Origin of the sequence: Pseudomonas sp. MPB03, from assembly GCF_046605385.1 — a bacterium.
Lineage (GTDB): Bacteria > Pseudomonadota > Gammaproteobacteria > Pseudomonadales > Pseudomonadaceae > Aquipseudomonas > Aquipseudomonas zanjanensis.
In genome coordinates this window covers 2,970,173-2,994,155 of sequence record NZ_CP176770.1, presented here as the reverse complement: position 1 = coordinate 2,994,155, position 23,983 = coordinate 2,970,173, and the positions used below count along the sequence as shown (strand labels likewise).

Below are 23,983 nucleotides of genomic sequence, written 5' to 3'. Positions count from 1 at the left end.
GACTCCATGCACACACTCCGCAACTTCTGGCGTCTCGCGCGGCCTTTCTGGGCTTCCGAGGAAAAGTACCCGGCCCTGTGGCTGCTGTTGGCCACCGTGCTGATGACCCTGTGCCTGGTCGGTGTCAACATCCTCACCAACTTCTGGAACCTGCATTTCTATAACGCCTTGCAGGCCTTGGATTACCACGGCTTCCTGATCGGCAGCCTGCAATTCATCCTGCTGCAGATCGGCACGGCGGCCTTTACCGTGGGCGCGTTTCACTTTCAGCAAAAGCTGACCATCCGCTGGCGTCGCTGGGCGACCCGCAACATGCTCGATCAGTGGCTGGGCAGCCAGCGCTACCAGAAGCTGAAATTGACCGAAACCGATGTCGACAACCCCGATCAGCGGATCGCCGAAGACATCGACCTGTTCATCGTCAAGTCACTCAAGTTGAGCCTGGGCCTGTTGACGTCGGTGGTGTCGCTGTTTTCCTTCCTGCATATCCTCTGGCAAGCCTCCAGCCTCGTCAGCGTGCCATTCAACGATCAGTCGTTCGTCATTCCGGGACTGCTGGTGTGGATCGCCCTGGTGTATGCGTTCCTGGGCACCGGCCTGGCCTTTTGGCTGGGCCGCGCCCTGCCCAGCCTCAATTTCATGCAACAGCGGCGTGAAGCGGACTTTCGTTTCTCGCTCATCCGCCTGCGGGAGAACGCTGACTCGGTGGCGCAATACCGCGGCGAAGTCGTGGAGAACGAACGCTTCAACCGTCGCCTGGACGCGGCGCTGGAAAACTTCTGGGCGCTGGTGAAGAAACAGAAGCTGATCATGGGCTACTCGACCTTCTATTTGCGCAGCGCGACGGTCATCCCGATGTTCATCATGGCACCACAGTTCTTTGCCGGCGCCTTTCCCCTCGGCCGCCTGACGCAGATAAGCGCGGCCTTCGGCGAAGTGCACGCGGCCATCGCCTACCTGGTGAGCGTGTTCCCGGAACTGTCGGAATGGAAATCGGTGATCGACCGCTTGGTCGGCTTCCAGGAGCGCCTGGATAACGTCGAGGTCAAGTCCCAGGTCAGGCACGAACAGCAGGCCAGCGGTCTTGATATCAAGGACCTGGACATCTGGCTGCCCAATGGCCGGCCGTTGTTCAAAGGTTTCAACCTGTCACTCAAACCCGGCGACAGCCTGATGATCAGCGCACCATCCGGCTACGGCAAATCGACGCTGATCCGCACGATCACCGGGCTGTGGCATCACGCTCGCGGCTCGAGTGGCTATGACCGCGAGCGCGCCCTGACCCTGTCGCAAAAACCCTACCTGCCGCTGGGCAGCCTGCGCGAAGCGCTCTGGTACCCCAACCCGCCCCGTCGCGACGAGGATGCCGCGCTACGCCAGGTCATGGAGCAAGTCGGCCTGCAACACCTGGCCGATCAGTTGGAAGAGGAGCGGGACTGGTCACAGACCCTCAGCATCGGCGAACAGCAACGCTGCGCGTTCGTCAGGGCCCTGCTGGCCCGGCCCACGGTGCTGTTCCTCGACGAAAGCAGCTCAGCGCTGGATGCGGCAAACGAAGCGCGTTGCTATCAGCTGCTCAGGGAGACGCTGCCGGACACGATCCTGATCAGCGTCGGGCACAGCGCTTCCCTGGAGCACTTCCATTGGCACGTCCTGGAGCTAAAGGACGAGGCGCAGTGGGTGCATCGCAAGGTCAAGCAAGCGGTGTGAACCCGCATCCTGTGCCTACGAAATAGAGCATGGGAAAGATAGATCTGTGGCGAGGGAGCTTGCTCCCGCTCGGCTGCGCAGCAGTCGCAAAAGCGGTGTCCGCGGTGTGCCTGGCGAAACGGTGTGGCTGATTTGGGGCCGCTGCGCAGCCCAGCGGGAGCAAGCTCCCTCGCCACAGGATGCACTTGGGTCACAGGGTTCAATTCAAAATGTGCCCTCTTGCTGCGCAATCAGATCCCTGAAAAAGCGCAAATGACCTGCGCGACACTCCATCCCTCTTCGCATAATTGGCATGCAGAGTTTGTGGTCTATAGTCAGACACATCCAGGCTCTTTCGCTCGGGCCTTCAGGAGCAACACCCCCTCGAGCCGTAACCGTGTCGGATGCTCACCAGCCTCCGGTCGAACAATGCAGGGAGCAAGCCATGCCGATCCAGCGGCCCGAGACACTGGGGTTGGCCCCTGGCACCGCTCATTGTGCAGAAGCCGATGGCGGTACCGAAGCCAGCACGCTTCGGCGTTTCTTCGACCAGGCCAAGGAAGCCTACATCCTGTTCCCGTTGCTGGCTGCCCTGCTGCTGCTGGTCGTCTGGAGCGCCACCCTCTACCTGATCAAGGTTGAACATCTTCGCGCGCAGCAGAGCGCCGCGACGGCCAGCCTGGAGATGGGCGCTACCTACGAAGCGCAAATGTTGCGCGCCATCCATGAAATCGATCAGACCCTCAAGCTGGTCAAATACACCTTTGAGACCGAGGACGAGCCCAATCCCCTGCGCCGCCTCCAGGAGCGGGCCTTGTTGCCGCCGGCCTTGGTGTTCGACGTCAGTGTGGTCAATCCGGACGGCCGGCTCGTGGCGAGCACGCGGGTCAACGACCGGGAAAACATCGCTGACCCGGATGAACAGCAAACGCTGCGGCACAGCGATTCGTTGTCCATCAGCCATCCATGGAAAAGCCCAATCACTGGAGAATGGCGCTTGCGCTTCAGCCGGCGACTCGATGCCGCGGATGGCAGGCTTTCCGGGATCGCCAGGGTCGAAGTGGATGCTGCCTATTTCGTCAGCAGCTACGACGCCTCGAAACTCGGCGACCAGGGTGCGCTCGGGCTGCTGGGTACGGACGGCATCTTTCGCGTACGGCGCACCGGGGAAACGCTATCGGCCGGCGATGCGGTCAATTACACGGCGGTGGTGCCGGACGCTGAAAACACCGAGGCGAAGCTCTCGATCAACGGTTGGGACGGCGTGCGGCGCTACACCAGTGCCCGCCAGCTCTATGATTTTCCGCTGGCGGTGATCGTCGGGTTGTCCGAGGAAGAACAGCTGGCCGCGGTGAACCAGCAAGCGCGTACCTATCTGTGGCGTGCCGCGGGCGGCAGCCTGGTGCTGGTATTGCTTGTGGGCCTGCTCGCCCGGATGAGCTGGCAGCTGGCGCAAAGCCGCTTGCGCGCCGCCGAAGCCCAGGTCCAACTGGCCGCGGCCGCACGCCAGGCCGGCATGGCGGAAATCGCCACCAATGTGCTGCACAACGTCGGTAACGTGCTTAACAGCGTGAATATCTCCGCCGACCTGGTCACCCGCAAACTGCGCACCAGCAAGGCCTTGGGGCTTGGCAAGGCGGTGCAAATGATGAACGAGCACGCCGAAGACCTCGGCGATTTCATCTCCCACGACGACAAAGGCAAGCTGTTGCCCGGCTACCTGAACCAGTTGGTGGACGCACTGGCGATCGAGCAACAGAGCATGACCGAAGAACTCGGCCAACTGAGCAAAAGCGTCGATCACATCAAGGAAATCGTCGCCGCCCAGCAATCCTATGCGGGTCCATCCAGCCTCGCCGAAACCGTGCAGGTCAAGGACCTGATCGAGGATGCCCTGCGCATGAACGCCGGCATCATCGCGGCGCATCGGATCACCGTGGTGAGAAACCTGGCCGACACGCCCTTGCTGCAACTGGACAAGCACCGTGTGCTGCTGATCCTCATCAACCTGATAAAAAACGCCAGCAGGGCGATGGGTGACCGATTGGAGCCGGCCCCTCAAATCATCCTTCAGAGCGAGATTCCCCAGGACGACACTTTGGTCATCAAAGTCATCGACAACGGCGAAGGCATCGTGCCCGAGAATCTGACGCGGATCTTTGCCCACGGATTTACCACACGCAAGGATGGCCATGGCTTTGGCCTGCACAGTTGCGTCCTGGCGGCCATGGAGATGGGCGGTTCGCTGGAGGCCCATAGCGATGGGCCGGGAACAGGGGCGACCTTTACGCTCAAACTGGCGATCTAGACTAGGCTTCGCTGGGTAATGGCGCGCAGTTTCAGCCGACCGTACAAGGAACAGACGAATGGCGATCCACGCAACGAGGTCAGCTTGAGCCCATGGTGAAAAGACCCAATACCTTGGCCTTGGTCGTCGTGACGCTGTATGCCGGCGGCGCCAGTGCCGACACTACCGAGACGTTCTCGCTGAGCAGTTTCGGCACGGTGGGGATCGTCCATTCCAGCGAGAAAAAAGCCGACTTCACGTCCAGCATCTTCAAGCCCAACGGCGCCGGGCATTCGCGCAACTGGAGCGCTGACGTCGACAGCCTGATAGGCGCCCAACTGACGGCCACCTTCACCCCGCAGCTTTCGGCCGTGGTGCAGGTCATTTCCGAGCAGCGCTACGACAACAGCTACCGGCCCTTCGTCGAGTGGGCCAACATCAAGTACCAGTTCACGCCGGATTTCAACGCGCGCATTGGCCGTACTGTGTTGCCGACCTTCCTGGTGTCCGACACCCGTAAAGTGGGCTATACCCTGCCCTGGGTACGCGCGCCCATGGAGGTCTACAGCCTGATGCCGATCTCCAGCAGCGACGGCATCGATGGCAGCTACCGGTTTCATGTCGATGCAATCATCAATACCGTACAGGCTCACTACGGCCAGACCGACAGCCGGCAGCCCGACGGGGCCGGCAAGGCACTGACGAGAAACTTCTGGGGAATCACCAATACCACCGAGTTCGACGTGCTCACCACGCGCATCACCTACATGAAAGCCGACCTGACCCTGGAGCAGTTCAATTCACTCTTCGATACGTTCAGAGCGTTCGGCACAGAAGGCATCGCCATTGCCGATCGCTACGACTCCGATGACACCCCCGTCGAATTTCTCGGCGTGGGCGCCAGCTACGATCCGGGCGACTGGTTCGTCATGAGTGAATGGGGGCGTCTCGATAGCCGCTCCGGCCTGGGCCGCACCAGTGCCTGGTACATCAGCGGCGGGTACCGCATCGAAGCGTTCACGCCCTACGTCACCTACGCACGCTCCCGGACCGAAACCGAAGTTTCCAGCCCGGGCCTGACGATAGCGGCCTTGCCACCGGCCTTGGCGGGCACGGCCGCCGAGCTTAACGGTGCGCTCAATTCGGTCTTGGGCTCGAACGAAGGCCAGCAGACCCTTTCCCTGGGCATGCGCTGGGATTTCACCAGGAACATGGATGCCAAAGTGCAATTCGATCACACACGTTTCAAGGGCCACTCGGTCGGTCCGTTGATCAATCCCCAACCGGACTTCACGTCGGGGGGCTCGCTCAACGTCATCAGCCTGGCTGTGGATTTTGTCTTCTGATGGAGCAGGCCATGTGGGTTGTGAGATTCATCGGATTCGCTGTGGCGGGGCTCGCCCTGGTCGCCGCCAGCGCTGCCGTCAAGGCCGACGTGGTGGTGGTCGTCGCCATGTCCAGCCCGGTGAAGACACTCGCGCGCAATCAGGTGGCGGATATTTTCCTGGGCAAGGCCAGTCGTTTTCCCGGTGGCGGCCAGGCGATTCCCATCGACCAGACAGAAGATTCCCCGACCCGCGATGAGTTCTACACAACGATCACCGGCAAGTCCGCTGCCCAGCTCAAGGCGCACTGGTCAAAAATCATCTTCACCGGCAGGGGCCAGCCGCCACTGGCGGTTTCAAGCGGCACGGAAGTCAAGAAACGTATTGCCGAGAACCCCGACACCATCGGCTATCTCGACGCGCGGGAGCTGGATGACAGCGTCCGGGCACTGCCGCTCGAGCCGCAATGAATGGCGAGTCCTTACGGATCGAGGTTTGGATCAGTTGCCTGGGCCTGCAGCAATAACTTGAACTGATCGGCGGGAATCGGCCTGTTGAAATAGAAACCCTGGAACTCATCGCACGCATTGTCCCTCAGGAAATCGGCCTGCTCCTTGGTTTCCACGCCCTGGGCCACCACGGTCAGGCTGAGGGTGCGGCCCATCGCGATGATGGCCTCGGTGAGGGCTTTGTCTTCCGACACGCTGCTGGTGTCGCAGATACACGAGCGGTCGATCTTGATGACATCCAACGGAAACTGTTCGAGGGCAGAGAGCGACGAATAGCCGATACCGAAATCATCGATGGCGATACGGACCTGCAGGCGCTTGAGCCCGGTCAACACACTCAGCGCCCTCTTGACGTCCTGCATGAGCAGGCGCTCGGCGATTTCCAGTTCCAGCAGGCGCGCATCCATACCGGTTTCGGCCAATATCTCGGCCAAATCCGCCAGCAGGTCCTCATCGGCAAACTGCCGTGCCGTGAGGTTCACGGCGACGCCCAGGTGCGGCAGGCCTTGTCGTTGCCAGGCGACGTTTTGCTGGCAGGCGGTCTTGAGCACCCACTTGCCGATCGGCACGATCAAACCGGTCTCTTCCGCAATGGGGATGAACTGCATGGGCGCCACGATCCCCAGGTCGGGATGATTCCAGCGCAGCAGCGCTTCCATGCCGGTGATCAGGCCACTGCGAATGTCCCGCTTGGCCTGGTAATGCAGCTGGAACTCCTGGCGCTCCAGGGCGTGGCGCAGGCTCAGCTCCAGGGTCAGCCGTTCCAAAGAATCGGCGTTCAGTTTCGCGGAGTAGAACTGGAAGTTGTTCTTGCCACGTTGCTTGGCCTGGTACATCGCGATATCGGCGTTTTTCGTGAGGGTCTGCTCGTCCAGGCCATCCTGTGGAAACACGCTGATCCCGACGCTGGCAGTCACCCGAAACTCCTGGCCCTGAAGGTTGAAAGGCCGGGCAATCGCACCAAGGACTTTCTGCGCGGCGCTCGCCACGTCGTTGTCCTCCGACAGCTCCGGCAGCAGGATCACGAATTCGTCGCCGCCCAACCGGGCCACCGTATCGCTGCTGCGCAGACACGCCTCGAGACGCTGCGCCACCTCCATGAGCAGTTGATCGCCGGCATCGTGCCCCAGCGTGTCATTGACTTGCTTGAAACGGTCGAGGTCAAGGAACAACACGGCCAATTGCCGATCGTAACGGTCGGCCTCACGGATGCTCTGGCTCAACAGCTTGCTGAACAGGCTGCGATTGGGCAATGCCGTGAGGCCATCGTGATAGGCCAAGTACTCGACACTTTCCGCGTAGGCAATTTTCGCTTCGCCCGCGCGCAAGCGGCTTTGCGCCAGTTGCCAGCTCATCCGCGCGAGAAGTCCCGCCAACAACACCAGTAGCAGGCTGGCGCCCGCCGCGCGCCAGAGATAGCGCTGCGCCTGCCGGGTCACCGCAGCCAGTTGTTCTTCCTCGGACAAGCCGACGATCACCGCCAGCGGAAAGTCGTAGAGCTGGCGGGCACTGGTATAGCGCCGCACACCGTCCCATGGGTTGATCGCGCGTACAGCCTCGGTGTTTTCCGTATCCGGCACCACGCTGGCGTAATCGATCGGGTCACCGGCCGAGATCGTTTCCCCACTGCGCCGTGCCCGGAAGATGCCGTCGATGCCCAGCAGGCCGAGCAAGCCGTGGTCGCCCAGTTTCGAGGGGTCATAACTGCTGACGAAATAGGCCGCGTCGACCTCGATCATGGCGATCCCGGCGAACCCGCCATTCCCTTCATCGAGCCGCCGACTGAAACGCAATGTCCACTCCCCCGTCGCCGGGCTTTTCCACGGGCGGCCAATCGACAGCGCCGTGTCCGGCCCTGGCGTTTGCAGCGCGTCCTGGGCCATCCTGCTTCCGGCCTCGCTCGGCTGGGTACTGGCCACGACCCGGCCGCTGGCATCGACGACGCTGACGTCAAACAAGTAGGGAGAAGGCAGCAAACCGCGTGCCTTGAGCTTGGGCAACGGGTTGGGCTCGCGCTCGGACTCGTAGGTGTACTTGACCAGCTTGAGGGTCTGGTCGATTTCACGCACCGCCCGCAGGATCTGCGCTTCGTAGGTGGCGCCGATTTCCAGGCTCGCTTCGGCAATCCCCTGCTGCGCACGAGCGTGTTCGACCTTGATGAGGTACAGGGTACCGGCCCAGATGAGCAACAGCAGCAGGGCCGCCAGCAATGGGAACAGGATATAGGCTTCCCTGGCCTGGTCGAAACCGCGCCGAAACAGATTGTTCGTCACATCGGCCCGGGCGTTTTCTCGATGGACGACACTCGGGGCCGACGTCATGACACTCGCCCGTTGGATCGCCATGGTGTGCTCCCTGCATTGTTCCCACTGACGGACTGCGGGTCACCGACCGCCTGCGGAAAACTATAGACCACAAACCGCGCCCGCCACGCCCAATCGAGCGCCGACCGTGGCTTTGCCCAGGATTCGATGACGAAGTGCAGTTGACGTCCCTGACTTATTGGTCCAGTTTCAATACAACCGTGTCCAGCAGTGCCTGGTGCTGGACACCACGCTTGATAAACCCGATTCGTTAATCAAAAGGGTCTTTGCAAGCCTATGAATGACGTACGCAGCACCTCCTCTCCTGCCATTGAAATTCGATGGATGTCCTTGTGTCGTTGATCCCTCTGGTGGTGTGTGACGACTCCAACATGGCGCGCAAACAGGTGTTGCGTGCCCTGCCGGCGGACTGGCCGGTTTCGGTCACCGAGGCGACCAACGGGCGCCAGGCCATGGACGCCATACGCCAGGGCCTGGGCCACGTGGTGTTGCTCGACCTGACCATGCCGGAGATGGATGGCTACCAGGTGTTGAACGCCTTGCGCGACGAGGGCTTGAAGGCGCAGGTGATCGTGATTTCCGGTGACGTCCAGGATGAGGCGGTGCGCCGCGTGCTGGAGTTGGGCGCCCTGGCGTTCCTGAAAAAGCCGTTCGACGAAAACGACCTGCGCCAGACGCTGGCGCGGCTGGGGCTACTGGCCCAACCCGGGCAGGTGCCGCCGCAGAATCGTTCGGCCACGAACGTGGCCATCGGTTTCCACGATGCATTCCGCGAGACCGTCAACGTGGCCATCGGCCGGGCGGCGGCGCTGATCGCCAAGGTGTTGGGGGTCTTCGTGCAATTGCCGGTGCCGAACGTCAACCTCCTCGAGGTCGGTGAATTGCACATGGCCTTGAACGATGTCGGCAGTTCCCAGCAACTCACCGCCATTTGCCAGGGGTTTATCGGCAGCGGCATCGCCGGCGAAGCCTTGCTGATCTTCCACGATTCGGAAATCGCCGATATCGCGCAATTGATGCAGCGCCAGAGCGCCGACTATTCGGACCTGGAAATGCTGCTGGACCTTTCCAGTGTCTTGATCGGCGCGTGCCTGAGCAGCATTGCCGAACAGATCGACGTGGTGTTTTCCCAGGGCCACCCGCAGATTCTCGGCCAGCACGCCGCCATCGAGGAATTGATCCGGGACAACAGCAAGCACTGGAAAAAGACCCTGGCGGTGGAAATCAGCTACAGCCTGGAGGGGCACGATATTCGTTTCGACCTGTTGCTGTTGTTCACGGAGGACTCCATCGAACGGTTGACCCATAAACTTGCCTATCTGATGAACTGAGCCATGAGCGAATCCATCGATCTGAACGAGTTCCACTGGTTGCTGGCGATCGTTCAGAGCATCGACGTCGGGGTGGTGGTGCTCGACCGCGAGTACCGCGTGCAAGTCTGGAACACCTTCATGGAGAACCGCTCCGGGGTGCAGCCCAAGGACGCCCACAACCAGCATTTTTTCAGCCTGTTCCCTGAAATCGATCGCCAATGGTTCAGCCGCAAGGTGGAAAGCGTCGCGACCCTGGGCACGCCGGCGTTCACGGTCTGGGAGCAGCGTCCGTACCTGATGCGCTTCAAGAGCTACCAGCCGATCACCGGCCAGGAAGCGTTCATGTACCAGAACACCACCCTGCTGCCGCTGCGCTCGCCGGACAACACCATCAAGCACATCTGCCTGGTGATCTATGACGTCACCGACGTCGCCACCAACCGGCATCAGCTCCAAGCCGCCAACGCACAGCTGCAACTCCTCTCCAGCACCGATCGGCTGACGGGGCTGTACAACCGCGGTCATTGGGAAAGCAACCTCAAGGCCGCCTATGCCCGGCACCAGCGCTACGGCAATGCGTTGAGCCTGGTGATGCTCGATATCGATCACTTCAAGCGGGTCAACGACACCTACGGCCACCAGGCGGGCGACAAGGTCATCGAACATGTCGCCCGGCTGCTGCGCGAGCATGTACGCGAATCCGACGTGGCGGGGCGTTATGGCGGGGAAGAGTTCGGCGTGGTGCTTTCAGACACCGACAAGGCTGGCGCCCGGGTTTTTGCCGAACGTATGCGCCAGGCCGTCGAAGCGCTGGAGGTGCAGTACAACGACCAGGCCATCCGTTTCACCATCAGCCTGGGCGTGGCCGACCTGAGCCAGCCCGCGAACGACCACGCCGACCTGATCACCAGGGCGGACCAGGCGCTGTATACCTCGAAGAAGACCGGGCGCAACCGAGTGACGGTGCATGACTAGCGAGCCCGCAACGGCTCAGTGCCCGATCACACCCAGTCCATCCAACACCGGCCCTTGTGGCGAGGGAGCTTGCTCCCGCTGGGTTGCGAAGCAACCCCAAATCAGCCACACCGTTTCGCCAGGCACACCGCGCACACCGCTTTTGCGACTGCTGCGCAGCCGAGCGGGAGCAAGCTCCCTCGCCACAAGTACGTCTCGATTCGGGTGAGGGAGATTTGTGCCCCCCACAGTTTTTTTCCGAGGCGATGGTGAGGCTTGAGACACACCCCACATCCCCTGTGGGAGCGGGCTTGCTCGAGAAGACGGCGTGTCAGCAACCTTCAATGTGGCTGAACCACCCCTTTCGCGAGCAAGCTCGCTCCCACAGGGGATGTGTGTGTGGCATTTACTTACCCACCAGGCTTTGAGACGTCTCGCCATACTTGCCCAGTAACATGAGCGTCACCCCGTTGGTCCAGCCAAAGCCATCCTGCAATTCATACTCGCCGCCTCCCCCGCCATCGCCGCGTCCAGACAGGTCGTATTTTTCCACCAGCTTGTTTTCCTTGCCGTAGAGGTTCTCGACTTGCTGCAAGAAACGACTGCCGATCTGTTGCGCCAGCGCGGTGTGCTGGTAGCGCTCCAGCCCTTCCACCGCGACCCATTGCAGCGGTGCCCAGCCATTGGGTTCGTCCCATTGCTGGCCATTGCTGACCTGGGTGGTGGCGACACCTCCAGGGCGCAACAGGCCGTCACGCACCGCATCGGCGGTGCGATTGGCATGCTCGACAGAGGCCAGGCCCGTGTACAGCGGGAACAGCGTCGCGGCCGTGAGCCCTTGGCGTTGCTGGTTGCGTTGCCAGTCATAGTCCACGTAGAAGCCTTTATCGGTATTCCATAGATATTTCTCGATGGCCCGCTGGCGCAGTTCGGCGCGCCGGCCATAAGCCTGGACACAGGCCATGTTTTGCACCGTCTCGCAGGCTTTGGCGATGGTGTGCTCCAGATGATAGATCAGGCTATTGAGGTCCACGGGCACGATGGCCGTGGTGCGAATGCTCGCCAGGTTCTGGCCGTCGTCCAACCAGCGCGAACTGAAGTCCCAGCCGCTTTCGGCACCGGCGCGCAGATCACGCCAAACCTCCTCCTTGGGCCGCTCCGGCACCTGTTCGGCGGTGCTGACGTCTTGCAACCAGGACTCCTGTCGAGGCGTCGGGCTGGCATCCCAGTAGCGGTTGAGCACACTGCCATCGGCGAGCTTGACCACATGTCGGGCAGCGTCACCGGGCTTGAGCGCCTGGGCGCCCTCCATCCAATAGGCATACTCCTTCTGCAACTGCGGCAGGTATCGCCCATAGGCCTGGTCGCCTTCGATGCGCGCCTGCAACTCCACCATGTAGGCAAAGAATGGCGGCTGCGACCGGCTCAGGTAGTAGGTGCGATTGCCGTTGGGGATGTGACCGTAGGTGTCGATCATGTAGGCGAAGTTATCGGTCATCTGGCGGACCTGGGCTTTATCGCCGCTTTGCTCAAGCCCGAGCATGGTGAAATACGAATCCCAGTAGTACATCTCGCGAAAGCGTCCGCCGGGCACCACATACGGCTGCGGCAATGGCAACAGACTGCTGTAGGCCGGCACCTGGCTGTAGGAGCGGCTCAGCACCGGCCAGAGGTGGTCGATGTGTTCCTTGATCGGAGCGCCGGGCCTGGGGGCTGGGCTTTCGGCTGCGCCGGACTCGATGAAGTTGTCTTTCACGAAGGCCTTGATATCGAAGCCGTCGCGGCCCCGTTGGGCCAGGTAATCGGCGCGGATCCAGGCCGGATCACGGTTGGGCAATGCATCCACGAAATGCTTCTGGTCGGTGAATACCTGCCCACGCTGCACCGCTTCAAAAAGCTCGGGGTAGGCTTGGTCGGGGGGGAGATTGGCTCGTCCCTGGGCGTCGGCGTAGCTCCAGGTGGCGGGCGGTTGGCTTGAACAGGCCACGCACAGAAGCGCGGCAAAAGAGAGGCCGGTAAGGGCAATAGGTCGCATCAGAGGGTCCATCCTGTTTTTCATTCCTGACAAACCAGTGACCTGTCGAAATGGACCTGGGTTCAGTCAATGATGCAATGCCAGGCGACGCCCAGACCCCACTGGTCAGTCCAATTTGTTTTTTTATTAATTGGTCTTGCCAATATTTTTTTCGGCCTGTAGTTTCGGGCCAAGGTCATTGGTGCAGGTCACCGCTCACCTACAACAAAAAAGCGAGCCCGGTCCCGGCAACCGCGTGCCCGCCCCCCTCCTCCCGCCTGCAGGCAGTCACTGCCTGGACGCCAGCCAAGGAGCATCGACATGCTGACGGTCATCTGTAACGAACCCGGCTCGCTCACCGCCATCGAGCGTGAGCGCCCCCTCAGGAAACCCGGGGAGGTGCTCATCCGGGTCAAGCGCGTCGGGGTCTGCGGCACGGACCTGCACATCTTCAGCGGCAACCAACCGTACCTCGAATATCCGCGGGTCATGGGCCACGAGTTCTCCGGGGTCGTGGAAGGTACCGACGAGGCCAGCGGCCTGGCTGTGGGTGACGTCGTCTATGTGATGCCGTACCTGTCCTGCGGGACTTGTATCGCCTGCCGCCAGGGCAAGACCAACTGCTGCACCCAGATCCAGGTGCTGGGGGTCCACTGCGACGGCGCGTTCACCCAATACCTGAGCGTTCCCCATGCGTTCGTTCACAAGGCGGCGGGGGTTTCCCTGGACCAGGCGGCGATGATCGAATTCCTCTCGATCGGCGCCCACGCCGTGCGTCGCTCGAACATCCAGGCGCAGAAACACGCCCTGGTGGTCGGTACCGGCCCGATCGGCATGGCGGCGGCGATCTTCGCCAGCCTGCGCGGTGCGAAAGTCACCGTCCTGGATACGCGTGAGGATCGCCTGTCGTTCTGCAGGCAACACCTGAATATCCACGCCGCCGTGCCCATCGGAGACGGCGACAAGCAGGCCCTGGCCGATCTGACCGAGGGCGATTTTTTTGACGTGGTCTTCGACGCCACCGGCAATGCACGGGCCATGGAGCGCGGGTTCGAGTTCATCGCCCACGGCGGCACCTACGTGATGATCTCGGTGGTTCGGGACTCGATCACTTTCTCCGACCCTGAATTCCACAAGCGCGAAGCCACGCTGATGGGCAGCCGCAACGCCACCCAGGAAGACTTCCGGTACGTCGAGCAATGCCTGCGCGACGGCTTGATTCCGGATGCAGCCCTGAACACCCACCGATTGACGCTGGGTGACGTGCCCCAATCGTTCGCTACCTTGCTCGACCCCAAGCAAGGTGTCGTCAAGGCAATCATCGAGTGCTAGGAATCGGAGAACGCCCCCATGAACCCGCCTTCTGCTTTGCTTGTTTTGACACCCGGTGATGATGTCGCGGTGGCCCGAGGCGATATCCTCGAGGGCCAGCCGGTGAGTGCCGACGGCCTCACCCTGATCGCCCGGCAAACGATTCCGTCCGGCCACAAGATCGCCTTGCGCAGGGTGCTGGTCGGCCAGCGGGTGCTCAAGTACGGGCAAACCATCGGCCAAGCCACCCAGGCCATCGAGCCCGGCGATCACGTCCACGTGCACAACCTGGACATGCCCACCGCCACTGCCGAACACAGCGTACGGAATGTTTATGTCCCCACGTCGTTGAGCGACAACCCCGCGACCTTCGAAGGTTACGTCCGCGAGGATGGACGCGTCGGCACGCGCAATTACATCGGGGTCATTTCCAGCGTCAACTGCTCGGCAACCGTCTGCAAGCAGATTGCCAACGCCTTTTCTGCCGAGCGCTTGAAAGACTTCGCCAACGTCGACGGCGTCGTTGCGATCACCCATGGCAGCGGCTGTGGCATGGGTGCCAAGGGCGAAGGCATCGATATTCTCCAGCGAACCTTGCGCGGCTATGCCGATCACGCCAATTTCGCCGGTGTGCTGTTGATCGGCCTGGGTTGCGAGGTCAATCAACTTACCCCGTTGATGAATGAACTGGGGGATCGCCCCGCGGCGCTCAAGGCCAGCCTGGTCATCCAGGACGAAGGCGGTACTCGCGACGCCGTGCGACGTGGCATCGCCCTCATTGAAGCGATGCTGCCCCTCATCGACCAATGCCAGCGGACGACCGTTGCCGCCAGCCACTTATGCGTCGGCTTGCAATGCGGTGGTTCGGACGGCTACTCCGGCATCACGGCCAATCCGGCACTCGGCGCGGCGGTGGACTTGCTGGTGCAACAGGGCGGCACGGCGATCCTTTCGGAGACACCGGAAATCTATGGGGCCGAACACTTGCTGACGGCCCGCGCCGCGTCGACCGACATCGCCGAAAAATTGATGGCGCGAATCCATTGGTGGGAAGCCTACGTCCGCCACAACGACGGTGACATGAACAACAATCCTTCGCCGGGCAACAAGGCCGGGGGCATCACCACCATCCTGGAGAAATCCCTGGGCGCCGTGGCGAAAGCCGGTGCGAGCGGGCTGATGGGCGTCTACCCATACGCTGAAACGATCGATGCCCGTGGCCTGGTGTTCATGGATACACCCGGCTACGACCCGGTGTCGGCGACCGGCCAGGTGGCGGGCGGCGCGAACCTGATCTGCTTCACCACGGGCCGCGGCTCGACCTATGGGTGCAAGCCCACGCCCTCCTTGAAAATCGCCACCAACACCCAGCTGTTCCAGCGCATGGAGCTGGACATGGACTTCAACGCCGGCGGCATCGTCGATGGCCTGGAATCGGTCGCACAGGCGGGCGAGCGGTTGTTCCGACTGATGCTGGCGACCGCGTCCGGGCACCGCACCTGCAGCGAGGAAAATGGCTTGGGCGATAACGAGTTCCTTCCCTGGCAGATCGGTGCGGTGATGTGACTGACGGAGTCATAGCCACCCTTTCCCTGTGAGAGCGAGCTTGCTCGCGAAAGCGGCAATACATTCAGCATTGATGCAAACAGGCCCACCGCCTTCGCGAGCAAGCTCGCTCCCACCATCAAGCGCCTATGGTAGCCTTTGCCGACTCTCCGATGGACGCTCACCCCATGGTCTCGCCGATCAACGCCGCCGAACGCAAGCCGTATCAGAAAATCGCCGATCAACTGCGCAGCTACATCGCCCAGGGGGATTTCAAACCAGGCGCTCGGCTTCCTCCCGAGCGTGATTTGACCCAACTGTTGGGAGTCTCCAGGCCGTCGCTTCGCGAGGCCCTGATCGCCCTGGAAATAGATGGCGACATTGAGATCAAGATGGGCTCCGGCGTCTACGTGCGCGCCATCTCCAAGGAGGCAAAGCACCCGAGCATGACCTTGGGCGAGAGCCCTTCGGAACTGATGCAGGCGCGGGCGTTGATCGAAGGTGAGTCAGTGATCCTGGCGTGTCTGCATGGCAAGAAAAGTGACTACCGCTATCTGCAGGACTGCATCGACGCCATGCGCGCAAGCATCGCCAACGGCCTGCCACCGTTGGAGGATGACCGTAAATTCCATCAGCGCCTGGCCAAGATGAGCGGCAACTCTGCCCTGGTGCGGATCATCACGGCCCTGTTCGATGAACGACACAACCCGATTTCGGCGCACCTGAGCAAGCATGCGGAAAATGCCCTGACGTGGGAAGCTGCGGTCGTCGAGCATGAGGCGATCCTGCACGCCGTGGCCCACAAGGATGTACTCGGTGCCCAAACCTCGATGCGCCAGCATCTGAGCCGTTCGGAGAACCGCTGGCTGAAAGCGCTGGAACCGGAAGACTCGGGCGACTAGTCCGGCGGTTTTGGGATCGTGGTTGACGGGTCAAATGCCATCGCGAGCAAGCTCGCTCCCACAGTTGATCGGTGGTGTACTTCGATGTTGCGGCCACCCAAGCCACTTGTGGGAGCGAGCTTGCTCGCGATGGCGGCGGCACAGTCGCCACCGCTTTCACAAGCAAGTTCACACCCCCGCTTGCCAAACCCAACGGCGTGCCGATATTGTCAGCACCATGAATCTCCCAAAGATCACCTCGACTACCACGACCACGACCGCCCAGGCGGGTCGTGAGGTGTCGTGAGCGAATAACACACGTATCTCAAAGGCCCGCCAGTCGATGGTAAGGGCCTTTTCTTTGCCCTTGCGTCGCTGGCCCAAACGCAAGGAAAGCACGATGCACGCACTGTTGATTCTCGATATGCAAGTTGGGTTGTTTCACGGCCCGGATAAACCTTGGGCAGGTGAAGCGCTGCTGGATACGTTAAATGCCCTGTTGACCAAGGCTCGCACCGCCGGCGCCCCTGTCTTCCTGGCTCGCCATGTCGGTCCGCCTGGCTCGCCTATCGAGCCGGGAAGTCCACTGACGCAACTGCTGCCGCAATTGCGGCTGGCAGGCAACGAGGTGATCTTCGAAAAAACCCGTCCCAATGCCTTTGCCATGACCGGTTTGGCCGAGAAATTGAAGGCCTGTGGCGCAGAAGGCGTGGTGATTGCAGGCATGAAAACCCAGTATTGTGTCGACAGCACGTGCCGTGCCACCCGGGACCTGGGCTTCGATGCCGTGCTGATCGCCAATGGTCACACGTGTACCGACACGCTGGACGTGAAGGCGCCAGTGATCATCGCCCATCACAACACAACGCTGGCTGGGCCCTTTTGCCGGGTCATCAGCGCCGAGGACTGGGATTTTTAACCCCACGTCAGAACATCGGCCCAGGCTGGGCCGATCCTGTTCAAACCAAAGGAGTGATCCACATGGAAGTCTGCAATCGGCTGCAACCCTCGGAATGCGTCAACATGGAGGACATCCGAGGCGAAATCGATGCCCTCGATCAGGCCGTCATCAAACTGCTGGGCAAACGTTTTCAATACGTACTCGCGGCCTCGAAGTTCAAGACATCGGCGACATCGGTACGGGCGCCGGAGCGTTTCAAGGCGATTCTGGCGACACGGCGGGAATGGGCCGAGGCCGAGGGCCTGAGTCCGGACGCCATCGAGAAGATGTACAGCGATCTGGTGAGCCACTTCATTGCCGAAGAAATGAAACACTGGGCGGCCCAGCAACCCGACACCTGATCGTCATTTCCCGGTGGGGTCGCGAAGCGGCCCCAAACCAACCACCCCGCTTCGCCAGACACACCCCATGCTTTTTACAGCCTTACCGCATAGGCCGTATCTCAATACCTACAGCGTCTCGGACACTTTCTTGAACACCTCCTCAGGCACCCAACCCTTCCAATCAGCCGTATGGTTACGCAAGTAGTAACGCGCCGTTTGCTCGGGGGTTTCCTTGTGGGTGACCATTCGTGTTGCCAGCGTCCGGATGGTATCGGTTCCAACGAACATCGACTTCAAGAAAGGGATAACTGCCTGATGCTCTTTGGCGAATTGAGCCGACGTATATTTATTGAGGGAAATATCTGCGTATGCGCACGCTTGTCGACTCCCGACGCCCTCCTTGAACTGGGCGAGGCTAGCTTTGATGGCGTCCCAGCAGGCTTCGCTGTAGGGCGGTTCCTCAAGGCGTGTAAGGGCCAGTTCACCCATCAGCGGGCTAGGGTCCCAGTAATAGGTCATGAAGGGCTGGCCCTTCTCGTAAGCTGAAATAATCGCGGCGTTGAGCGCTGACTCAGACTTGAGTTCCACTGGCGTAAAAGAGCGATCCACCCCGTAAGTGGCCATTTTAATCAGGTTGATTTCCCGGCACGCCCAACTACTGATGCAGTTTAACCAAGTGGCCTTGCCCGATCCCGATGCGCGCTTGAATACCTCGGCATACTTGGGAAGGTCTTCGACACGTTTCAGATCAGGGGTCACAGGTTTGATTCCACGCTTGGCATCGCCCTTGATCATGTAGGTGGGCACGTAGAACGCCTGCGTGAGACGCTCATAAGTGGGACCGAAATCGAGGATGGCTTTCTTTGCCCGCTGATCCTCGACCCACTGAGGCATCAGCGACGTAAACATCTCCATATTGATATCGATGTCGCCCGTTTCCATCGCTTTTTGCATTTGCGCGATATCAAGACTGACCGACTCTACGTTCATACCGTATCCATGCTTGAGGATGTACATGGCGATATGATTGTCGATCTGGATATTTTCCCAGCCACCATCGTAGAACCGGATCGAGCGAGCGTCGGATGACGCGAAAGCCAAGTGAGGGGTCAGGCTTAGAACGAAGCACAGCGCAGTACGCAGGAAAAATGAAGGCATTGGAACTCTCCTATTGCTGGACGGTTTCTGCTGAGCGGCTGATGGTTGAAGGGGCGGAACTGGCGAGGGTTTCCACCACGAGACTGGCGATCAGGTCGCGCTGCCCTTCCACGAAGTAATGGTCTCCTGCACAGAACACCGATTTGAACGCATGAGTCGTATGCTCACGCCAGCCGGTGATGTGCACGCCCGTTGCGTACGGGTCGATACGCCCTCCAATCGAGGTAATGGGGACCTCGAGACGGGGGCTGGGCTCGTACAGATAGGTGTTATTGATTTCATAGTCAGCCTTGATGATGGGAAGCATCAAGTCACGCATTTCAGCGTCATCGAACAGCGCTTGATTATTGGCAAAATTCATTTCCTTGAGCATTGCAATGAGCTCGCCATCATCGCTCGCCGCCGGCTCACGATCCGACTCGTAATTGAACTGCAATACATCGGAAGCAAATTGATGCTCGTTGTAAAAGTGCGGTGCCCGACTCCCTGCGAAAATCAAATGCGTCGGGTGCAGGTTATGGACATTGACCAGGCGTTGAGCCACCTCGAATGCCTGTACACCGCCCAAGCACAGGCCAAAGAATGCGAACGGCCGATCCAGATAGGGAATCAGGTCAGGGGTCAGTTTTTTCACCAACTCTTCCATGCGGGTGTACGACTTTTCCCTCAGTCGTGCATTACGACCAGGCAGTTGCAGTAAGCAAAGCTCGATATGATCGGGCAACCGGTCCGCCCAACCCTTGAATACCGCAGGTCCGCCGCCTGCATAGGGAAAGCAGAACAAGCGCAGCGTTGCTTCTGGTCTAGGGAGTGGAATAACCACGCAGTCCGGCGTCTGCACCTCTTGCGACTCAGCAGGGTGACTGTCTGCTTGCTCGGCTGGGCTGCCTTGACGGACCGCCTCAAGGTGTTCAAGGACGAAGTCGTTGATATCGCTGAGGGTGGCACCGACGATAAGCCTGTCCAGGGGAAAGTTAATACCGAGCTTTTTCAGACTGTTGCGAAATTCGACAGTCATCAACGAATCAAACCCCATCATTGTGAGCGACTTGTCCACTGGACTTGCGTCGGCATCGAGATTGCCTGCCACCCGGGCCGCAACGGACATCAACTTGCTCCGGATGAATGCCTGACGTTGCTCGTCATCCAGCAACGACACCGCCTCGAGAAAGGGGACGGTGTCGCGCTCCACGATTGTGTGGTCCGCTGAGTGTTGCGCATCAATAAGCGATAGGTATGGCCAGTCGCTGGATTGTAAATGCGCCTTGTAAGGCGCCCAGTCGATCGGTGCGATACCGACGACACCTTGCGCACTCAGGTTGTCCCACAACTTTTGCAGGCCGACTTTCGCAGGAATGTAATTGATGCCTAACGTTGACAGGCGCTTCTTGAACACCTTATCGACCCGACTGGCCATGCCCTCGGATGACCACGGTCCCCATGCGATGCTTAAACCAGGCAACCCCGAACTGGCGCGGTTTTCCATGATGGCGTCCATTGCACTGTTGGCCGCAACATAGTTCGCCTGGCCCTTGAACCCCAGCGACGCGCTAATGGACGAGAAGCCTACGAAAAAATCCAGCGACTGGGCGCGGGTGACATGGTCCAGCACCTGAGTGCCCTGCAGCTTCGGCGCCAAGACATGCCACAGAGAGGATCTGTTCAATGTCGAGAGGACCGCATCTTGCACAGTCCCCGCCAACTGCAGCACGCCGCGTAACGGCCATTGCAGGGCACCTATGTACGCCATCAACGGCTCAACAGCCTCAGGGGATGCAATATCCAGAGTGAGGTAGTCGATATCCACACCCTGGCGTCTAAACGCATCCAACATGGTCGAGCCAGTCGCTTCCAGCGGTTTGCGTCCGACCACCGCCAAATGACGGGCACCCTTTTCCACTAACCCTGCAAGGACCTCGCGCCCTAGCCCACCCAGCCCACCGGCGACCAGATAGGTCGCCTCTGGACTGATCGCCACAGGCCTCGAGGGTGCGGGCGACACCGCTACGAGTCGGGGCACATGAACGCGGGAATGACGAATAGCAAATTGATCTTCCTGCCCGTTTGCAAGCATCAATTGCGCTGCCAGGAGCAGATCGGCCTCGGCACTCTCGATGCTCGCAGGCAAGTCGATGAAACCGCCCCAGACAGCCGGCTCCTCCTGCGCGATCACTTTGGACAGCCCCCAGAGCGTGGCTTGCGAAACGTTGATCGACGAAGCAGCGGAACGCACGTTGACCGCTGCGCGCGTCACGACCCAAAGCCTGGCGGTCTCTGTCCCGGAGCTGGTCGTCAGCGCTTGCAACGTGGCCAACGCGCTGTAGAGACCGGCATTCAGGGCACCCAGATCTGCGTTGCCTAAAGGATGGTTATCTGCAGACAATGGCTCGGTCCCACCGAGGTGAACAACGCCCCTGAGCGGGTTCCGCGCTGAAATGGGCAGTGTTCGAAACACCTCGTCGATATCTGAGGGGAAGTCCGACCTGATGTGCCAGGCAGTGGCGCTGACCCGACGGCAATCGGTGGCAAATATCGCGCGAACCCAGTGCTCGTCACAAATTGACAGGCCGTTGCGGATACCCTCGACGAGTTCGCTCGTCCCTCCAATGAACAGCCAGACCCCTGGGACGTTCTGATCGTCATGGGTGACTTGCGCTTGGGTGGGTTGCTGCACCCAGTCCACGGCCGTCATCCACTGAGGCTGTGGCGCAATGCGAGGGCCTATCCAATGAGGCACCCGCTGGAATGGGTAGCTGGGTGTGTCTATGCGTGTCGCCGTCGAGCCCTCTAAAAGGACCTCCCAGTCAAGTTCAATCCCGGCCTCGAACAAGCGCCCCGCGCTTTCCAGTATTTGTTCGCGATCAACGACCTTGCTGCTCAGACTCGTTATCCAGGTGGTCTGGTCGGCGTCATCAGGTTGCAGGCAGGCCGCTCCAATCGTCGACAACACCGCCTTCGGCCCGATCTCCAGGAACGTCCGGCCACCTTTTTTGAATGCTTCCCGGATGCAGTCCATGAAGCGTACTGGCTGGCGAACATGGTCAAGCCAATGCTCTGACGTCATCAGACGCTCTTTGGCTATTTCCCCGCTGACGTTGCTGATCAGTGGATAGCGCGGTGCCGACATGTCGATGCGCCCCAGAACGCGGGCAAAGGGCTTGAGCATCGGTTCCATCAGTTCGGAATGAAACGCATGGGAGACATTCAGGCGCGTGTACTTGATCTCCAGGGAGTCGAGCATGGGGTAGAGCCTGCTCAACTCGCTCAGGGCCCCGGAAACCACCACGCTGCCAGGGGCGTTGACGGCTGCGATGCTCAGATCAATGGCCTGCCGGGCCAGCAACTTGCGCACCTCGTCGTGGTTCAGCGAGACGGCTGACATGCCGCCATCCAGCGGGAGCGCCTGCATGAGGCGCCCCCGCTCGGCGACCAGGGTCATGCCATCTTCAAGACTGAACACGCCCGCCACACAAGCTGCCGAAAACTCACCGAGACTGTGCCCAAGCAAAATATCGGGGACAACACCAACGCTCAGCCAAACCTGAGCAAGGGAATACTCCAGCGCAAACAAGGCAGGTTGCGCATAGCGCGTCTGATCTATAAGCCCGGCGTCATCGCCTGGCGCAGGAAAAAGGATCGTGCGCAGGGACATTCCCATGCAGGTTCGCGCAATAGCATCACAACGATCAATAGACGCTCGAAACACCTCGTTATGCTGGTAGAGGTCTTTGCCCATGTCTGGAAACTGGGCACCCTGACCTGTGAACACGAAAACCAGCCCGGTCTCCTTGGCAGGGTCGACCCAATGAATATCTTTGTCTTCTTGTTGGAGTTTTGTCAGAAGGGTTTCTGGGTGGAGGGCCGACACGGTGTACCGAAAAGGGAACTCAGTCCGGCCGGCACGGGCGCTGTAACAGATATCGCGCAGCGACGGCACAGCCGGGCGTTCGAGCAATTCGCGGTACTGGTTGATGAGGTCCGCCAGGGCGCCTCGTTCCTTGGCGCAAAGAGCCAGCAGGTAGGGACCATCGGACTCATTCTGCGAAGAAACCGATGTCAGGGGAGCCTCCTCGAGAATGACATGGGCATTCGTACCGCCCACGCCAAAGGAGCTCACGCCTGCGCGGCGGGGTGAATCGGTGGTCGGCCAGGGCAGCGTTTTGGCGCTGATGAAGAACGGACTGCCGTCCAGATGGATGTCCTTATTGGCGCTCTTGAAGTGCAGTGTGGCGGGAATTGTCCGGTGCTTGAGTGCCAACACCGTCTTGATAAAACCCGCCACGCCAGCCGCCGCGATGAGATGGCCGATGTTGGTTTTCACCGAACCCAATGCACAGGTATTTTCCTGGGCGCCGTGCTGTGCAAACACATCCATCAGCGCTTTGAACTCTATCGGATCGCCTAATGGGGTACCTGTACCATGGGCCTCAACAAAGCCGAGAGTCGCGGCGCTCACCTCCGCATTCTCAAGTGCCCGTTCAATGACTTGGGCTTGCCCTTGGGAACTGGGGGCGGCAAAGCTGACTTTATTGGAACCGTCATTATTGATGGCCGATCCCTTGATAACAGCCTGAATGGGATCACCCGCCTCCAGTGCATCGCTAAGCCTCTTGAGGGTGACCAGTGCCGCGCCACTTCCAAAGACCGTGCCCCGCGCGGCGGAATCGAATGCCCGACAGTGCCCATCTGGCGACTGGATCATCCCCTCTTGGTAGACATAACCCTGGGCATGGGGCACCAGGACGGTCACGCCCCCGGCCAATGCAACGTCGCACTCGCCCAGGAGCAGGCTCTGGCACGCCATATGAATCGAGACCAACGAGGTCGAGCACGCCGTCTGGATGTTCAGGCCGGGGCCCCGCAACCCCAATTTATAAGCGATCCGCGTCGACAGATAATCCTTATCGTTCCCCAGCAGATTCATGAAACCGGCGCTGCTGTCCAGAAAGCCGGTTTCGCTGATGTCCTCCTCCCCCATGACATTGGTGTGAAGGTAATCGTTGTTGCCTGCACCTGCGAACACGCCAATGTTCAAGGCCTCACGGTCCTTGCTGAATCCCGCAGCATCCAACGCCTCCCAGGCACACTCGAGTAACAGTCGATGCTGGGGGTCGGTAATCGCTGCCTCGCGTGCTGACATGTCGAAAAATCCAGCGTCGAACCGGTCGACATTGTTCAGACGGGCCGCCATGGCAACGTAGTCTTCCCGGTTAACCCGTTCAGCCGGCACCCCCGCTTCCAGCAAGGCGCCCAGAGAAATAGCCTCGATGGACTCGTGGCCCGATGTCAGGTTTTCCCAGAATTGCTCGATAGAGTCGGCACCCGGGAATCGGCAAGCCATGGAAATAACGGCAATCTCATTTCCGTGATATCTGATGTCGCTCATCCT

General features: G+C 60.4%; 15 protein-coding genes. 11 read left to right on the top strand and 4 right to left on the bottom strand.

Annotated elements, in window-relative coordinates; genetic code table 11:
- The first annotated feature begins 6 nt into the window (after positions 1–6).
- From ACLH0I_RS13440 to ACLH0I_RS13425, 4 genes are all read left to right on the top strand, one after another.
- On the top strand, positions 7–1,710 hold the full coding sequence (locus ACLH0I_RS13440) for an ABC transporter ATP-binding protein/permease (RefSeq protein WP_411387332.1): 1,704 nt from the start codon (positions 7–9) through the stop codon (positions 1,708–1,710).
- Between the two features lie 424 nt (positions 1,711–2,134).
- Entirely contained in the window at positions 2,135–3,997 is a 1,863-nt protein-coding gene (locus ACLH0I_RS13435; RefSeq protein ID WP_411387331.1) for an ATP-binding protein, read from the top strand.
- Positions 3,998–4,089: 92 nt separating this feature from the next.
- Positions 4,090–5,322, top strand: a complete 1,233-nt coding sequence (locus tag ACLH0I_RS13430) for a porin (protein ID WP_411387330.1) — start codon at positions 4,090–4,092, stop codon at positions 5,320–5,322.
- Positions 5,323–5,333: 11 nt separating this feature from the next.
- A complete protein-coding gene (locus tag ACLH0I_RS13425) occupies positions 5,334–5,771 on the top strand; it encodes a phosphate ABC transporter substrate-binding protein (protein WP_411387329.1) in 438 nt (145 codons plus the stop codon).
- Between the two features lie 11 nt (positions 5,772–5,782).
- Here ACLH0I_RS13425 and ACLH0I_RS13420 read toward each other — a convergent pair whose 3' ends face one another.
- Positions 5,783–8,155, bottom strand: coding sequence for an EAL domain-containing protein (locus ACLH0I_RS13420; protein WP_411387328.1), 2,373 nt, complete (start codon positions 8,153–8,155; stop codon positions 5,783–5,785).
- Between the two features lie 299 nt (positions 8,156–8,454).
- Between ACLH0I_RS13420 and ACLH0I_RS13415 the strand changes: the two genes are divergently transcribed.
- Entirely contained in the window at positions 8,455–9,465 is a 1,011-nt protein-coding gene (locus ACLH0I_RS13415) for a response regulator (protein WP_411387327.1), read from the top strand.
- 3 nt (positions 9,466–9,468) lie between these two features.
- Positions 9,469–10,422, top strand: a complete 954-nt coding sequence (locus ACLH0I_RS13410; protein WP_411387326.1) for a diguanylate cyclase — start codon at positions 9,469–9,471, stop codon at positions 10,420–10,422.
- Positions 10,423–10,807: 385 nt separating this feature from the next.
- On the opposite strand, the gene treA is transcribed toward ACLH0I_RS13410, so the two are convergent.
- Positions 10,808–12,436: an alpha,alpha-trehalase TreA gene (gene treA, locus ACLH0I_RS13405; RefSeq protein WP_411387325.1), complete on the bottom strand. Its 1,629-nt coding sequence runs from the start codon at positions 12,434–12,436 to the stop codon at positions 10,808–10,810.
- Positions 12,437–12,736: 300 nt separating this feature from the next.
- On the opposite strand from treA, the gene ACLH0I_RS13400 reads away from it, so the two are divergent.
- The 5 genes from ACLH0I_RS13400 (at position 12,737) to ACLH0I_RS13380 (ending at position 17,454) form a co-directional block, all read left to right on the top strand.
- Positions 12,737–13,747 (top strand): zinc-binding alcohol dehydrogenase family protein, encoded by a 1,011-nt coding sequence (locus ACLH0I_RS13400; RefSeq protein WP_411387324.1) that lies wholly within the window; start codon positions 12,737–12,739, stop codon positions 13,745–13,747.
- A gap of 18 nt (positions 13,748–13,765) precedes the next feature.
- Entirely contained in the window at positions 13,766–15,292 is a 1,527-nt protein-coding gene (locus ACLH0I_RS13395; protein ID WP_411387323.1) for a UxaA family hydrolase, read from the top strand.
- 167 nt (positions 15,293–15,459) lie between these two features.
- Entirely contained in the window at positions 15,460–16,173 is a 714-nt protein-coding gene (locus ACLH0I_RS13390) for a FadR/GntR family transcriptional regulator (RefSeq protein ID WP_250961508.1), read from the top strand.
- A 379-nt stretch (positions 16,174–16,552) separates the two neighbouring features.
- Positions 16,553–17,071, top strand: a complete 519-nt coding sequence (locus tag ACLH0I_RS13385) for a cysteine hydrolase family protein (protein WP_411387322.1) — start codon at positions 16,553–16,555, stop codon at positions 17,069–17,071.
- 62 nt (positions 17,072–17,133) lie between these two features.
- Positions 17,134–17,454: an isochorismate lyase gene (locus tag ACLH0I_RS13380; RefSeq protein WP_411387321.1), complete on the top strand. Its 321-nt coding sequence runs from the start codon at positions 17,134–17,136 to the stop codon at positions 17,452–17,454.
- A 108-nt stretch (positions 17,455–17,562) separates the two neighbouring features.
- On the opposite strand, the gene ACLH0I_RS13375 is transcribed toward ACLH0I_RS13380, so the two are convergent.
- On the bottom strand, positions 17,563–18,594 hold the full coding sequence (locus tag ACLH0I_RS13375; protein ID WP_411387320.1) for a glycine betaine ABC transporter substrate-binding protein: 1,032 nt from the start codon (positions 18,592–18,594) through the stop codon (positions 17,563–17,565).
- 10 nt (positions 18,595–18,604) lie between these two features.
- Complete coding sequence (locus ACLH0I_RS13370) at positions 18,605–23,980, bottom strand: SDR family NAD(P)-dependent oxidoreductase (protein WP_411387319.1); 5,376 nt, start codon at positions 23,978–23,980, stop codon at positions 18,605–18,607.
- Positions 23,981–23,983: the final 3 nt, after the last annotated feature.

Bases quoted from the DNA above. Each gene is read 5' to 3' on its own strand.
- ACLH0I_RS13440 (WP_411387332.1), top strand. From the start codon at position 7: ATGCACACACTCCGCAACTTCTGGCGTCTCGCGCGGCCTTTCTGGGCT.
- ACLH0I_RS13435 (WP_411387331.1), top strand. From the start codon at position 2,135: ATGCCGATCCAGCGGCCCGAGACACTGGGGTTGGCCCCTGGCACCGCT.
- ACLH0I_RS13430 (WP_411387330.1), top strand. From the start codon at position 4,090: ATGGTGAAAAGACCCAATACCTTGGCCTTGGTCGTCGTGACGCTGTAT.
- ACLH0I_RS13425 (WP_411387329.1), top strand. From the start codon at position 5,334: ATGTGGGTTGTGAGATTCATCGGATTCGCTGTGGCGGGGCTCGCCCTG.
- ACLH0I_RS13420 (WP_411387328.1), bottom strand. From the start codon at position 8,155: ATGGCGATCCAACGGGCGAGTGTCATGACGTCGGCCCCGAGTGTCGTC.
- ACLH0I_RS13415 (WP_411387327.1), top strand. From the start codon at position 8,455: ATGGATGTCCTTGTGTCGTTGATCCCTCTGGTGGTGTGTGACGACTCC.
- ACLH0I_RS13410 (WP_411387326.1), top strand. From the start codon at position 9,469: ATGAGCGAATCCATCGATCTGAACGAGTTCCACTGGTTGCTGGCGATC.
- treA (WP_411387325.1), bottom strand. From the start codon at position 12,436: ATGCGACCTATTGCCCTTACCGGCCTCTCTTTTGCCGCGCTTCTGTGC.
- ACLH0I_RS13400 (WP_411387324.1), top strand. From the start codon at position 12,737: ATGCTGACGGTCATCTGTAACGAACCCGGCTCGCTCACCGCCATCGAG.
- ACLH0I_RS13395 (WP_411387323.1), top strand. From the start codon at position 13,766: ATGAACCCGCCTTCTGCTTTGCTTGTTTTGACACCCGGTGATGATGTC.
- ACLH0I_RS13390 (WP_250961508.1), top strand. From the start codon at position 15,460: ATGGTCTCGCCGATCAACGCCGCCGAACGCAAGCCGTATCAGAAAATC.
- ACLH0I_RS13385 (WP_411387322.1), top strand. From the start codon at position 16,553: ATGCACGCACTGTTGATTCTCGATATGCAAGTTGGGTTGTTTCACGGC.
- ACLH0I_RS13380 (WP_411387321.1), top strand. From the start codon at position 17,134: ATGGAAGTCTGCAATCGGCTGCAACCCTCGGAATGCGTCAACATGGAG.
- ACLH0I_RS13375 (WP_411387320.1), bottom strand. From the start codon at position 18,594: ATGCCTTCATTTTTCCTGCGTACTGCGCTGTGCTTCGTTCTAAGCCTG.
- ACLH0I_RS13370 (WP_411387319.1), bottom strand. From the start codon at position 23,980: ATGAGCGACATCAGATATCACGGAAATGAGATTGCCGTTATTTCCATG.